Source organism: Vibrio sp. JCM 18905 (assembly GCF_055393305.1).
Map to the genome: position 1 here is coordinate 1203212 of NZ_AP043879.1, position 14469 is coordinate 1217680.

General features: G+C 45.6%; 12 protein-coding genes. 4 read left to right on the forward strand and 8 right to left on the reverse strand.

The features are described 5' to 3' along the window. The first annotated feature begins 51 nt into the window (after positions 1-51). Entirely contained in the window at positions 52-618 is a 567-nt protein-coding gene (locus ACZ5ZC_RS13815) for a DNA-3-methyladenine glycosylase I (RefSeq protein WP_182033833.1), read from the forward strand. 25 nt (positions 619-643) lie between these two features. On the opposite strand, the gene ACZ5ZC_RS13820 is transcribed toward ACZ5ZC_RS13815, so the two are convergent. From ACZ5ZC_RS13820 to cls, 4 genes are all read right to left on the reverse strand, one after another. Beyond that, positions 644-1504, reverse strand: coding sequence for a lipase secretion chaperone (locus tag ACZ5ZC_RS13820; protein ID WP_054867315.1), 861 nt, complete (start codon positions 1502-1504; stop codon positions 644-646). A gap of 12 nt (positions 1505-1516) precedes the next feature. Next, the gene (locus tag ACZ5ZC_RS13825; RefSeq protein WP_025998621.1) at positions 1517-2446 is read right to left on the reverse strand and encodes an esterase/lipase family protein; all 930 of its coding nucleotides are present in this window, start codon (positions 2444-2446) and stop codon (positions 1517-1519) included. Positions 2447-2667: 221 nt separating this feature from the next. Then, on the reverse strand, positions 2668-3876 hold the full coding sequence (locus tag ACZ5ZC_RS13830) for a cystathionine beta-lyase (RefSeq protein WP_170891312.1): 1209 nt from the start codon (positions 3874-3876) through the stop codon (positions 2668-2670). 241 nt (positions 3877-4117) lie between these two features. Then, the gene (gene cls, locus ACZ5ZC_RS13835; RefSeq protein ID WP_005393277.1) at positions 4118-5572 is read right to left on the reverse strand and encodes a cardiolipin synthase; all 1455 of its coding nucleotides are present in this window, start codon (positions 5570-5572) and stop codon (positions 4118-4120) included. 430 nt (positions 5573-6002) lie between these two features. Here cls and ACZ5ZC_RS13840 point away from each other — a divergent pair, with 430 nt between their 5' ends. The 3 genes from ACZ5ZC_RS13840 (at position 6003) to ACZ5ZC_RS13850 (ending at position 9112) form a co-directional block, all read left to right on the forward strand. Continuing rightward, the gene (locus ACZ5ZC_RS13840; protein ID WP_043884644.1) at positions 6003-7373 is read left to right on the forward strand and encodes a sodium-dependent transporter; all 1371 of its coding nucleotides are present in this window, start codon (positions 6003-6005) and stop codon (positions 7371-7373) included. An 82-nt stretch (positions 7374-7455) separates the two neighbouring features. Continuing rightward, the gene (locus tag ACZ5ZC_RS13845) at positions 7456-8148 is read left to right on the forward strand and encodes a TIGR01621 family pseudouridine synthase (RefSeq protein WP_104974250.1); all 693 of its coding nucleotides are present in this window, start codon (positions 7456-7458) and stop codon (positions 8146-8148) included. A 31-nt stretch (positions 8149-8179) separates the two neighbouring features. Then, the gene (locus ACZ5ZC_RS13850; protein WP_464931991.1) at positions 8180-9112 is read left to right on the forward strand and encodes a class I SAM-dependent methyltransferase; all 933 of its coding nucleotides are present in this window, start codon (positions 8180-8182) and stop codon (positions 9110-9112) included. A 90-nt stretch (positions 9113-9202) separates the two neighbouring features. Here ACZ5ZC_RS13850 and ACZ5ZC_RS13855 read toward each other — a convergent pair whose 3' ends face one another. From ACZ5ZC_RS13855 to ACZ5ZC_RS13870, 4 genes are all read right to left on the reverse strand, one after another. After that, positions 9203-10258, reverse strand: a complete 1056-nt coding sequence (locus ACZ5ZC_RS13855; RefSeq protein ID WP_054867318.1) for an FAD-binding oxidoreductase — start codon at positions 10256-10258, stop codon at positions 9203-9205. An 81-nt stretch (positions 10259-10339) separates the two neighbouring features. Beyond that, complete coding sequence (gene hcp, locus ACZ5ZC_RS13860; protein ID WP_140094220.1) at positions 10340-12001, reverse strand: hydroxylamine reductase; 1662 nt, start codon at positions 11999-12001, stop codon at positions 10340-10342. A gap of 174 nt (positions 12002-12175) precedes the next feature. Then, a complete protein-coding gene (norR, locus tag ACZ5ZC_RS13865) occupies positions 12176-13705 on the reverse strand; it encodes a nitric oxide reductase transcriptional regulator NorR (protein WP_464931992.1) in 1530 nt (509 codons plus the stop codon). Positions 13706-13917: 212 nt separating this feature from the next. Next, positions 13918-14397 (reverse strand): outer membrane lipoprotein, encoded by a 480-nt coding sequence (locus ACZ5ZC_RS13870; protein ID WP_005393265.1) that lies wholly within the window; start codon positions 14395-14397, stop codon positions 13918-13920. Between the last annotated feature and the right edge of the window lie 72 nt (positions 14398-14469).

Consider the following 14469-nt stretch of genomic DNA (forward strand, 5'->3'; position numbering starts at 1 on the left):
AAGTATCGCGCCTCTAGCTCATCAGTTAGAGGCGCTTTTTAAGGAAGAATAATGACAGAACAAAAAACGTGTGCGTGGGCGATGAATCACCCATTGGAGCGCGAATATCATGATTCCGAATGGGGCGTGCCAGTATATGACGACCAAACCCTGTTTGAATTTATTACGTTGGAAGGTGCGCAAGCTGGGCTTAGTTGGATCACCATTCTTAAAAAGCGCGAAGGATATAGAGAAGCGTTCGAGAACTACGACCTAGATGCGTTGGAACAAAGAAATGAAGAACGCGCTGAATACATCGTGGAAAACTTCGATGTTGTAAGGCATCGCGGAAAGATTAACTCGGTTTTCAGTAATGCCAAAGCGGCCAAAGCGTTAATTGCTGAATACGGAAGTTTATCAGACGCGTTGTGGCAGTTCGTGGACGGCGAACCAATCATTAATCAATGGCAACATATGAGTGACGTACCAGCTTCGACAGAGCAATCCAAAGCCATGAGTAAATTCCTTAAAAAGAAAGGCTTCAAGTTTGTCGGTGAAACCATCTGTTATGCTTTCATGCAAGCCGTCGGCATGGTGGATGACCATATCGTTGGATGTCCTAAAAAGCAGAATAAGTAACATTTGGCTTATTAAGATTATGTTGTTAGTTCTGGCTATCATGAATACGTTCCAAAGCTTCGATTCGACGCCATTGAGTGGCATCGAAGCTTTGTTTTCTTAAAGCAATGATTTCTGCCTGTTTTTCACCTTGCCCTAGAAAATCCCTATTCAGAATATCTTGACGCTGTTTTAAGTAAGTGGCGAGTTGAGTCTCAAATGATGCTCTTTGCTCATCAAGCTTTTGCAGCCTTTGCGCTCCAGCGTCTCCCACCAGTGCAACACGGGCGATGTACTTATCTTGTGAATCAAGCTGAGAAGCTTGCTCGAGTTGCTCCGCTAATGCGTTATTGCGTTCACTTTCTCGGATGTAATCTGGTTGTTCTGATAACGCTTGATTGAGAAGGTGTGTTTGACTCTCGATATCCGATGCCTGTGTTTTAATCGTCAGTTTTTCCAATGCAAGTTGGCGAAGTCGGTTTTCTTCGTCAAACAATTGGGTTATCTGCACCTCGCTAAAGTATTGAAGTTGTAAATTCAGTATCGCTTCATTCAGTTTGGTTAGCTGTTCAAGCGTTAGTTGGTTATGCTCAAAAGGCTCTAATGCAGAGAGCGCTTGCTTGTAGGAAAGGTAAGTTTGGAAGAGTTTAGCGTCAATATTCAGAGTTTGCTTTGCTAAAGTGTCATCATTGACTTCCGCTTTGATCGTATCGAGATCTTCTTCGCCCAGCCGGCTAAGAGAATATTCGAAGAAGTCTTTTGGGGAAGAGACATCGGCGGCTATGTCTTGCTGAGATTGCGAATGGCTAGAGGTTATCTCTTGTTGTTTGTCGCTTTGCAATAGAGAAAGCGCTCCCATGCCAAATATTGAGAGCAGGATAAAAGTAGTGAGAGCGACTTTCTTCATTGTGATGACCTCTTATAAACCTTGAAGTTTGAGACGATTTGCATGTTGGCGATAAAGCGTGACTGGATCGGTTTCAAAAAGATGATGAATACCGAGTAGACCGTTAATTTCATCCAAATGGTTCATTTGATAATCATCACGTATGACTTTGCCCAAATGTGTGCTGCACGCACCAACTAAGCCATCATTTGGCCCATCAAAGGCTAAGCCAAGTACCATCATGGCAGCGTCGGTCGGATCGAAAACGTTTGTAAAAGTGGATGATCCGGTCCATGAGTAGTAATAAACGCCATTTGAAGCCAGCAAGTCACCATTACCACATTCACTGGTAGGGACTCCCTCTGGGTAGTGTTGGTTAAACGCTAATGATCCTTCCGTGGTTAATGCTGCTAGTGAGGCTAAAGGGTCTTGGTCGAGATCAGAACCGCCTGATAGAAGATTAATAAGAGTGGTTAAGCCTTGCGCCAGTTTTACCGCGAGCTGCTCACTACCAGAACCCTCAGATACGGTGCCACGAACTAAATCTGCCACTTTAGACCCTTTATTAACGCCACCTATACTCGTAACTGATGCAACTAGGTCTGGACGGACAGAGGCAACATAGCGCGTTGTTGGACCACCATGACTGTGACCGATGAGATTGACTTTCTCTGCGCCTGTTGCAGCAAGTAAGGTTTCTACTTGAGCAAGCAGTTGTTCCCCTCTAACTTCGCTGCTGTTGGTCGCGGATACCTGCGCTACATAAACTTTAGCGCCGTCTTTCGTTAAGGAATGTGGTATTCCGAAAAAGTAATCTACGCCTGCGAGGGTATCAAAACCAAATAATCCATGAACCAGAACAATCGGATACTTGGTTTGGGTATAACCCGTTGCGGCGTGTACGGAGGTTATTGGGACGGTAATTAAGGTAAAAAGCATTAGCGCTATGAATTTGAGTTTCAAAACTATCTCCTTGTGGTATGACCTCTTATGAATGATAAAAAGTAGGAGAGAAACTCTAAATTTGGAAAGCCTATTTGTGGCACATTATTTCATTCTGTGACTGCTCAATTGAAAAACAACACAAATGATTAACATTAATGAATAGGTGGTGGGAATGTTAGGTAATTCTAATTAAGTCAGCGAGTTATAAAAACGCCCCGCGAAGCAGGGCGATTCAATTACTATTTTAGAGAGACTTCTTTTTCTAAAATTAACGCGTTATAGCGTGCAAAACCAGCCTCTAGATCGGCGATCAAGTCATCCACGTCTTCTAAGCCAATATGAATACGAACTAAAGTGCCCTCAAAGTGTGGGTGCGCTACGGTTCTCAAGCTGTTAAAGCTCTTTGGTTCGTTAGCTAGAATGAGGCTTTCATACCCGCCCCAAGAATAACCCATACTGAAGTGTTTCATACCGTCAAGCAGAGCCGTCGTCGCTTTTGGATAAGACGTTTTGAGAACAAATGAAAACAAGCCGTTTCCACCAGTGAAGTCACGTTTGAAAAACTCATGGCCAGGGCACGATTCCAATGCTGGGTGGCGGACATGATCAACTTCCGGACGAGAAGTCAGCCACTTGGCGACTTTCAAGCTACTTTCTGCGTGTTGTCTTAGGCGAACATCCAGTGTGCGAATACCACGAAGGCCTAGGTATGCGTCGTCAGGAGAAACGCACTGGCCCATCAAGTAGCTTTGTTCACGCAGTTGAGGCCAGTATTTTTCGGAAGCTACGGCTGTACCTAACATTACATCAGAGTGACCAACTATGTATTTGGTGGCGGCTTGAATGGAAATATCGACACCATGTTCAAATGGTGAGAAGTTCACGCCAGCTCCCCATGTGTTATCAAGCATCACAATAATATCGTGCTCATGAGCAATGCGCGCCAATGTTGGTACGTCCTGCACCTCCATTGTGACTGACCCCGGAGATTCTAGGAAAAGGACTTTGGTATTTGGTTGAATCAAATCACGAATACCTTCTCCAATCATCGGATCATAATAGGTAGTTTCGATGCCCATTTTCTTCATGATGATATTACAAAAATCACGAGTTGGTTCGTAACAAGTGTCCACCATCAGAATGTGATCGCCAGTTTCGACGAAAGAGAGAATCGCATTTGAAATTGCTGCCGTGCCACAAGGGTAGAGAGCACAACCTGATCCACCTTCAATCTCAACCATTGCATCTTGAAAAGCGAAGTGAGTGTTGGTGCCACGGCGACCATAAAATAATGTTTTATTGGTGCGGTTCATGGTGGCTTGGTTCTTCTCTGCAACCGTGTTGAATACCACGGTTGAAGCGCGTTGAACGGGTGGGTTTACAACACCGTTTGTCCACTTTTTATCGCGGCCAGCGGTAATGAGCTTGGTTTTTTTGCCCTCTGACATAAAAGTTCCCTGTCTTAAATATTACGATTTTGATTATTTAAAACATGGACGACATAACGTTTGCAAGGGAAAAGTCAACTATCACCCAATAATAGCCGAGATTATCGAGTGAAGGCGTCAAAGCTGAAAGGTTGAGTTGTAGGCTTAGAGTGTATCGCTAAGGTGGAAAACGTAAGTAGAACAAACCTCCAGCAAGATATTTGAAGCGCTGGAGGTTTTTTTAGTCGGTGTATTTGAGGTATTAGAGGAGTGGATTGAAGAGATAGAACACTCGCTCTAAGAATCGAGAAAATAGGCTTCTTTTCTCCCATTCTTCCAATACAACAGTGTGAGATTGCTTAATATAGCTATCTTGTAACCAAGACATTTGCTTTGTGAACTCTTCGTCGTCAACGGCGAGGGTAACTTCGAAGTTCAGCCACAAGCTGCGCATATCCATGTTTACGGTGCCAACTAAACAGAATTGGTCGTCAATTACGACGGATTTCGTATGCAGCAAACCACCATAAAACTCATAGATTTTGACTCCTGCACACAAAAGCTCACTATAAAACGCGCGTGACGCCCATTGCACCATCATCGAGTCATTTTTATGTGGAATAATGAGTTCAACATCAATGCCTCGTTGTGCTGTCATCTTTAACGTTTCAAGTAAGTCTGCATTGGGCACGAAATATGGCGTTGTAATTCGTACCGAGCGATTGGCTTGGTTGATTGCCAATGTTAATACTTGATAGATCAGATATTCCGGCATACCAGGGCCAGAAGGCACAACCTGAATAGGGTGTTGGAATTCACTCTCATCGATCTTGCATTCAGGTAGTCTCGGTAAATGACGTTCGCCAGTTTCGACTTCCCAATCCCAACAGTGGATAGCACTCAATACGTTTACCGTTGGTCCCGTAATGCGAACCATGATGTCCACCCAATGCCCGACGCCACTGTTTTGTTTGAAGTAAGCCGGGTCAACCAAGTTCATTGAACCTGTATAAGCAATTTCATCATCAATTACGATGATCTTGCGATGTTGGCGAAGATCAAGACGACGTAAGAAAATACGCCACATCTTCACTTCTAGCGCTTGAATAACTTCAATTCCAGCATCCTGCATCATTCGATACCAAGGACTTCTGAAAAAACGTGGACTACCTGCTGAATCGAGCAATAGTTTGACATCGACGCCGCGTTTAGCCGCTTGGATAAGTGCAGAAGCGACAGAGTCAGCCAAACCACCTGGATGCCAAATGTAGAATACCATTCGAATACTGCTCTGCGCGTTTTCGATGTCTTCAATAATGGAATGCAAAATCTCATTAGGTGACTGTTGCAGCGACAATGTATTACCGCTCAATGCGGGAAGACCAAGGCGGTTGTTACAAAGTTCATCAATTCGGTAGATGTGCCTTCCCATCGTTTCTGGGTTGTGCGCGTTACAGTCGTTCAACTGACTGAACCACTTCTCGAATGGTGTAAACATCTCTTTCGCACGTTCGGCTCGCTTTCTGCCTAAGTTCAGTTCACCGAAGAGGAAATAACATGCGACACCCAGAACGGGAAGGATATAAATGATCATTAGCCAAGCTAAAGACACGCTCACTGCACGGCGCTTTAAAACGACACGAATGGTCACACCTGCGACCAGTAACCAATATAGCCCGATGCCAGCTAAAGTAAGAAAGTGATAAAACTTGTCCATATACGCTCAGAGTAATATGCCCTTCTAGGATATTAAGCATAAAAGTGGGTTGGGGGAATAGATTTCCCATTTAGACGTGGGATTGACCTTATATGAGGAACGAATTTCATAACAGCTGATTCTGTTATTTTAATGTGAAAAATAAGGCCATTCTTTAACTTTTGAACAAAAAAGCAGCATTTAACCTGCGTAACTCGACACTTGTGCGATAAATGTACTTTTTTGGGGTTCCAATTTTAAAGGGGAGCTGCTTTACTTTCTAGACATAGTGCGTCGAACGCTTATTTTATAAGTGTACAATAATTTTTACATAAACTTTTTAGACGCCTATCTCTATGCATACACAACAAACTAATTTTGGAGAAAAAGCGTGGCTACAACTAATACAGCAGCACCACGTGATACGTGGGGGTCTAAACTAGGCTTCGTAATGGCAGCAGCGGGTTCCGCTGTCGGTTTAGGCAATATATGGAAATTCCCTTACACAGCGGGTGAGAGTGGCGGCGGTGCATTCGTTGCTATCTACCTTATCTTTGTTATTTTTATCGGCTTTAGCGTGATGCTGACAGAGTTCGCTATTGGTCGTAAGACAGGTCTTTCTGCCGTAGGTGCATTCAAAACAACTGACCGACGCTGGACGTTCACTGGCGTTATGGGAGTCTTCAGTGGTCTTTTGATCATGGGCTTCTACCCAGTGGTTGGTGGTTGGGCATTGGCCTACATCTTTAAAGTGGGCGGTGGTCTACTCAGCGCGCCAGAAGCAATTGGCGACAGCTTTGGCGGTTTCATCTCAGATCCGATTCAACCTTTAATGTGGATGGGTGTTTACCTGTTCCTTAACGTCATGATTGTGATGAAAGGGATTTCGGGTGGTATTGAGAAAGCCGGTAAGGTTCTGATGCCGCTTCTGTTCTTAATCCTAATCGTTGTTTCTGTTAAAGGCTTGATGCTGCCAGGTGCAATGGCTGGCCTTGAGTTCTTATTCATGCCGGACTTTTCTAAAGTCGACAGCAACGTGGTTCTTGCTGCACTAGGGCAGGCGTTCTTCTCACTTAGCTTAGGTATGGGCTGTATGATGACGTACGGTTCTTACCTGAAGAAGAAAGAGAACCTAGTTCAAACAACCGGTATGGTTACTGCGATGGATACAGGTGTAGCGATTCTTGCTGGTGTTGCTATGTTCCCTGCTATGTTTGCCTTTGGCATGGAGCCTGCGGCAGGCCCTGGTCTTGTATTCGTTGTCGTTCCTCAGCTATTTGCTGAAATGGGTGGTGTGATTGGGTTGCTATTCGCGTTGCTATTTTTCATCGGTTTGACGGTGGCGGCATTAACTTCTTCAGTATCACTATTGGAAGTTGTCGTGTCTTACCTAATCGACGAGAAAGGCATGAAGCGTTCTAACGCAGTTCTGTCTGCAAGTGCAGTTATGGCGGCATTATGTATTTTTGCGTCACTATCGTTAGGTGGAATGGGACCAACGCTGTTTGGTACCGGTGCCTTTGATATCTTCGACTTGCTAACGGACAAAATCTTCCTAGCGGTTGGTGGTATGTTGGTTTGTATCTTTGCAGGATGGCGTCTAAGCCGTGCTGAGCTAGAAAAAGAGATCACTAATGACGGCGAAGTATCTTTCCCGCTATTTGGATTGTGGTACAACCTAGTTAAATACCTGATTCCTGTTGCGATTGCTATTGTTGCCTTCATGGGGATTAAGTCTGGCTTTGACAGTGGCAAAGGTGAAATCATGCTGCTGGGTATCGCGATCATTGGTCTTGCTGGTATTTTCTCTAGAAAGCTCTAGCTCAGGCCTTGGGGCAAGCCTCGATAGCTTTGTCCGATAACTTATGTATACTGCTGGCTCCAAACGTGGAGCCAGTTTTTTTATGTTCGATATTCTACATACCCATCCCGATTTTCTGATCATCAATAAGCATCCCAACGTCTCTGTTCATAAAGACGATGGCGACACAATGCTGCTGCAAGAAGTGGCCAAGCAGAGTGGTGATGAGCAGCTCTATCTGATCCATCGCTTGGATAAAATGACATCGGGTATTCTGCTCCTCGGACGCAACGCCAAAGCGGCCAGTGCGTTATCGCAAGCCTTCGCTGACCGCCAAGTGGAAAAGTTCTATCTGGCGATTGGCTCTAAAAAGCCGAAAAAGAAACAAGGTTTGGTCGTTGGTGATATGGAGCGTTCGCGCCGTTCATCATGGAAGCTGGTCAACAGCAAAAATAACCCAGCCGTTACCCAGTTTTTCTCTCTTGCGGCAGAGCCAGGAGAGCGCCTATTTTTATGTAAGCCACACACTGGTAAAACGCATCAAATCCGCGTGGCATTAAAATCGGTTGGCTCAGGTATTGTTGGTGACCCGATTTACAATGCAGGCAATGAGGCTGATCGCGGTTATCTGCATGCATTTTCACTTTGCTTCCAATACCGAGATGAGCAATATCGCTTTGTTTGCGACCCACGAGAACACAAAATGCTTGGTAAAAAATGGCACAGTGAGACCGTCTCTCAGGGTTTGGATACTTGGCTTTCCCCTTGGGAACTGAACTGGCCTACGATCAAATAACCGTCACAAAGAAAACTAATAAGAGAACTCGATGCAAGCATCACAACTTCCGCTGTTTTTTCAGCATCTAGAAACCGAGCTCGCGCAAGCTCCGAATGAAATTCGTCGACTGTTTCATGGTCGTGGCCGCCGTTTTGAGGGCCTAGAGCAAATCACCTGTGATTGGTTACAAGGTCAGTTGATCATCAACTTGTTTAAAGAAGTCGACGACGCGTTTCTCGCTGAGCTGAAAAGCGGCCTCAATGCGTTTGCACAATCACAACTGTGGGCAGACAAGCAAGGTCGCACTATGGTTCTTCAGCATCGTTATGCCGATGGTGCGCCTTCAGAAGTGCTTGTCGGTGAATTAGACGCTCGCCCTGTCGTTGAAGAAAGCGGTTTGAAATACCAATTGGATATTGGCCGCAACCAAAACTTCGGTCTGTTTTTGGACATGCGCTACGGTCGTGATTGGGTGCGGGAAAATGCGAAGCATAAAAACGTGCTCAACTTGTTTGCTTACACGTGTGGCTTTTCTGTCGCTGCCATTGCGGGTGGCGCAGATAAAGTGGTTAACGTCGACATGGCAAAAGCGTCGCTGTCTAAAGGTCGTGAGAACCACAAGCTAAATGGTCATAACATCAACCAGGTAAGCTTTATGGGGCACGATATCTTTAAATCGTGGGGTAAGATTAAAAAATCTGGTCTGTATGACTTGATTATCATCGATCCGCCTTCATTCCAGAAAGGCAGCTTTGCGCTGACGAAAGATTACAAAAAGATTCTACGTCGATTGCCGGATTTGTTGGCAGACGGTGGTCAAGTGATGGCATGTGTGAACTCGCCATCTGTGACAAGCGACTTCTTGATTGAAAGCATGAAAGAAGAAGCGCCAGAGTTGACATTCCGTGATCGTCTGGATAACCCGCCAGAGTTTATGGACGTAGACAGCGAAGCAGCATTGAAAGTGTTGTTATTTAGTTAAAAGACTTTTGTTGCAACAGAAGTAACATCAAAAAAAGCGCCGCGAAACAACTAGACAGACGTATCGCGGCGCTTTTTTGTATTTGGAAAACTAACCGATCTGCACTTCAAGATCCGCTTCGATGGTTGATGAGCAGGCGAGCACATAGCCTTGTTCAATTTCTTCTGGCGTTAATGTTTCTAGGCTGGTGGAAGAGACGTTGCCTTGACGAACCTTGCATTTGCATGAGCCACAAATGCCGCTACGACAAGCGACGATTAATGGTAAACCTGCGCCTTCAAGCACATCGGCCAGTACCTGACCTTTTTGCGCATCGATGGTTTGAGCAAAGTCAGGAACAGATACACAAACAGCTTCATCGGATACCGATGTTTCTGCGCCAGTCGCTGGCGTAAAACTCTCTTGGTAGAAGTTCGTCATGTCAAAACCAAGGTCATTCAAATAGCCGTGAACATCTTGCATAAACTGGCTTGGACCACACAGGTAAACGGTGCGCTGTTTGAAATCAGGAACAAGCTCTTTAAGCCAGTCGGCATTCAAACGACCTTGTGGGTGTGACGTTCCTTCGCGGTTTTTAAGCAACAGCTTTAAATGGAAGTTGGGATACACAGCGTCGAACGTTTCTAGCTGATCGTAGTAAATCGTCTCTTCTGGGCTGCGTGCGATATGAAGAAATGCGATGTCCACATCGTTGTCGTTTTCATCTTGATTACTCAGCCAGTGCTTTGCCATCGAAAATACGGGCGTGACGCCGCAACCTGCACTGATAAGCAAGGCTTTTGTTTCGCCATTACGTAAAACGGGTGGGTGGTCAATGCAGTTAAACTCGCCCGCTGGTGGTAATGCTTGAACGGTATCACCAAGCAGCAGCGAGTCAACGATGTAGTTCGATACTTTACCGCCAGATACTCGTTTGATGGTGAGTTGAAGGTGATCGTCTTCATTGATCGAGCTGATTGAATAGGCACGAAACTCCATTTTTCCATCAATTTCGACGCCCAAGTTAATAAACTGGCCAGGCTTAAACTGAAACAGAAGTGATTCGGTTAGTTCGGCCAATTTGATGCTGACGGTGTCGTGTGTTTCGAAGTATTTGTCGATGCAACGGAGTGTGACGGGTTGGTTACCTTGCCATTCAAAAAACATAACAATCTCTTTGGTTGTGGCTATTTTTAGTTCGAAATAGATAGCGCCTCCACGTAAGGAGGCGCGTAACAAGCAGGTTTATTAGGCTGCTAGGATGGCTTTTAGATCATCCTGAACATTGCCAATACTGCGCATATCGAACTTCTCTTGGATGATGGCGATTAGGTTTGGCGTTAGGAACGCCGGTGCAGTAGGGCCTGTGTAAATGCCTTTCACACCCAATGCAAATAGTGTTAGCAAGATAACGATCGCTTTTTGCTCGAACCAAGAAAGCACAAGCGTGAGTGGTAGTTCATTGATGTCACAGTCAAACTCTTTCGCCAGTGCAAGTGCAAGCTGGATTGCAGAGTACGCATCGTTACATTGGCCCACATCCAATAGGCGAGGGATACCGTTGATATCGCCGAACGTATTCTTGTTGAAGCGAAACTTACCACACGCCAACGTCAGGATTAGCGTGTCTTCTGGTGCTTCAGCCGTAAAATCGGTGTAGTAGCTGCGTTCCGCTTTATCACCATCACAACCGCCGACTAGGAAGAAGTGTTTGATGTTGCCTTGCTTCACTTGGTCGATAACCGCAGGGGCGGCGTTCATCAGTGCATTGCGACCAAAACCAACCGTGATGTGGTGTTCGATTTCATCGTGTTGGAAACCGTCTTGCGCTAGAGCACATTCAATCACTTGGCTGAAATCATCGCCTTCGATGTGAGCCACACCAGGCCAGCCAACAATACTACGGGTGAATAGACGGTCTGCGTATTGACCTACATTTGGATTCAACAAGCAGTTTGACGTCATTACGATTGCGCCAGGGAAGTTTGCGAACTCTTTCTGTTGGTTTTGCCATGCGCTGCCGTAGTTACCGACAAGATGAGGGTATTTCTTCAGCTCAGGGTAGCCGTGTGCAGGCAGCATTTCACCGTTGGTGTAAACGTTGATGCCTTTGCCTTCAGTCTGTTGCAGGATTTTTTCTAGGTCATGCAAATCATGGCCAGAAACAAGAATACATTTGCCTTTTACTGGCTTGACGTTCACTGTGGTTGGTTCTGGATGGCCGAAGGTCGTTGTTTCACCTTGGTCGAGCATTTCCATCACTTTATAGTTCATCAGGCCAATGCGCATTGAGCAATCAAGTAGTTCACCGAGATCTTCAGGATCAGTACCTAACCACGCCATGATTTCATGGTATTCGGCATAGATATCGTTGTTGGTTTGCTCAAGAACACGTGCGTGCTCCATGTACGCTGCGGCACCTTTAAGTCCGTATAGGCAAAGTAGGCGTAGGCCAATAACATCTTCATGTACTTGGTCTTTACCACGGTTAACCGCGACTTGAGGAGCAAAAGCTAAGATCGCTTCTGCGCTGTTTGGTAGCTCAAAGTGAGCAACCGCAGGAATGTCAGCGACTTCGGTATCGGCAAGCGTTGCTGCAGACATCACTTGCTCTTTTAGCAATGCTTTATACGTTGCAGCTTGAGAAGTCAGCTCTAGGACACGTTTAGGGTCGAAGTTTACGTTCGTCAATGTAGAGAAAAATGCTTTTGGTGCCCATTGGTTGATTTCATCGTTAATGATATTGAATTCAAGTGCTTTTGATGCCCAAAAAGAAACCCCTTGCAGTGTGTAAACCAACACGTCTTGTAGGTCTGATACTTCAGAAGTTTTGCCACACATGCCTTGTGCAAAAGAACAACCTTTAACAGCAGGGGTTTGAATTGTCTGTTCACATTGAATACAGAACATATTGGGTTCTCCAGTGATTGTTTTAATAGTCGTGATGTTGACCACTAGAGAGCAGAATGCGTGCCAATTGTTATCTTATTGATTTATATTTAATTTTATCGGTTTTAGATGAATGGTTGATGTGATTAAGACAACGCGGCTGATGTCTTAATTACATCGACCTTTTGTGGTTGGTTATTTATTGATCCCAAGTTTTTTTCCCATCCGATATAAGTTCCCGCGATCCATTTGCAAAAACTCCGCTGCTTTTGCCCAAACGCCACCAGTTTGGCTCAAAGCATGTTCAATTAAATCACGCTGATAGCTTTCTATCAGCTCCCGCATTGGCTGACTTTCTTTAGGCAGATAATGCGATGTGTTTTTTACATCATCGAGAGCCAATGAGGTGTCGAAATGGTTAAGCATGATTGTGCTCGCGCCTTGTTGAATGGCGTGTAAAGCCGCGCGAGTTAACGTATGTTCGAGCTCGCGTACGTTTCCGTACCAAGGTAAAGACTCCAGTTGAGTCAACACCTTAGGATGAACGTGCAGATTGGGCGCATTAAATTGTTGGCGTACTTTTTCTAACAGGTATCCTGCTAAAACGGGAATATCACCGTCACGGGCACGCAGTGGGGGGACTTGGATTGGGAACACGTTCAGACGGTGGAAAAGGTCTGCTCGAAATGCGCCAGCTTCGACTTCTTTTTCCAGCTGTCGATTGGTCGCGGCAATGATGCGCACATTGACCATCAAATGCTGATCGCTACCTACACGTTGCAGCTCGCCCTGCTGAATCACGCGCAGCAATTTTGCCTGCAAAATCAAAGGCAGTTCGCCCACTTCATCAAGGAAAATCGTTCCACCGTCTGCCAGTTCAAACTTACCGGCACGGTGGCTATTAGCTCCTGTAAATGCGCCTTTGACATGACCAAACAGCTCACTCTCTGCCAACCCTTCAGGCAGGGCTGCACAGTTTACGTAGATCATCGGCTTATCGCTACGATGAGATTGTGCGTGCACCGAGTGCGCGACCAGTTCTTTACCAGTACCGGTCTCTCCTGTGATAAGTACTGCGTAATCTGATTGAGCAACGGTCGCAATATTGTTTCGTAACTGGTTGATCTGCGGACTCAAGCCCACCATTTCGCCATGTTGAGAACGGGCTTGCTGGATAAGGGTTTGAGTGACGCTTTTTTGCTTCTGGTTTTGCGCTTTGAGCGCTTTTAATTGAGCAATGTTACGCAATGTTGCAGCGGTCAAAGCCGCCAAGGTTTCGATAGCGACAGGGTCAATGTCATCAAACGCGCCCACCGTTAGGGCATCCATAGTTAGTGCGCCAACAAGTTGGCCTTCCACATGCAAGCTAAAGCCCATGCAATCGTGAACATCAATGCACTGGTCTTCGGTTAATAGTGTGCCGTCAAAAGGATCCGGAAGCGCACAATCGGCATCGAAACGCACAGGTGCACGGCTATGAATAATGGCATCTAAGCGTGGATGTGCTTTGGGGAAATAGCGACGACCTAAGACCGAGCTGGATAAGCCTTTTACCGCGACAGGAGTCAGAAACCCATCCTCATCGAAGATAAACAGGCAGCTCGCATCACATGGGAATACTTGCGCGACCCCATCAATGAGGTTTTGATATTGCTGCTCGTGAGAGCGATTAGAGCTGAGGTTTAGCGCGATATTAAGGAGTACGTGGTCAACAGTCGGAGTCATAACAAGCCCAAAGTTATCTGGAATGGGCTCATGCTAGCAACTTGATGTCATTTGAACATCGAAAGGTGTGGGAGATTGATGTTCCATTGACGACGATCAAACTTGATACAAATAGAATCGCGCAAGCCGATGAGTAAGCAACGTACGCTTGCGCGGATTAAGCTCTTTGAACCAAAACAGCAGACCAATGGAAAGGAGTAACCGAGTTCAAATTAGCGAGGAACAACCCTTGCTTCATTACCAGACATGTTAATTTGAACCGCTTGGCCTGGCTGAAAAATCATGTTTGGGTTTGCTTCTTGAACGACAGATATTATTTTTCCATCTTCTAAGCGAATGGTCAGATTCACACCGTTTCGTTTCGCGGTTGCTTCAGCGGCTTTACTGCCGGCATAACCACCCAGCAGACCACCACCAATAGCTGCGATATCCGAGCCAGAGCCGCCCCCGACTTTTGAGCCTAATATACCACCCACGGCGGCACCAGCGATTGTGCCAATGGCGTTGGATTGGGTAGAGGCATCAATGGTTACGGGTTCAACTTTTTCAATCGTTCCGTAGTAAACCTGCTGAACTTTGCGCGTGTCTGAAGAGCCGTATGCATCTCCGTACGGGTTAGGTGAGGTACAGCCGCTAAGCATAACAATACAAGACATGATGAGCAGCATACCTAGCTTGACGTATTTTTTCATATAGCCTCCGAATGATTTCTCTCCATCCAAAGAGTATATACCCCAATTTAATATATGCTTTAGTGTTATATA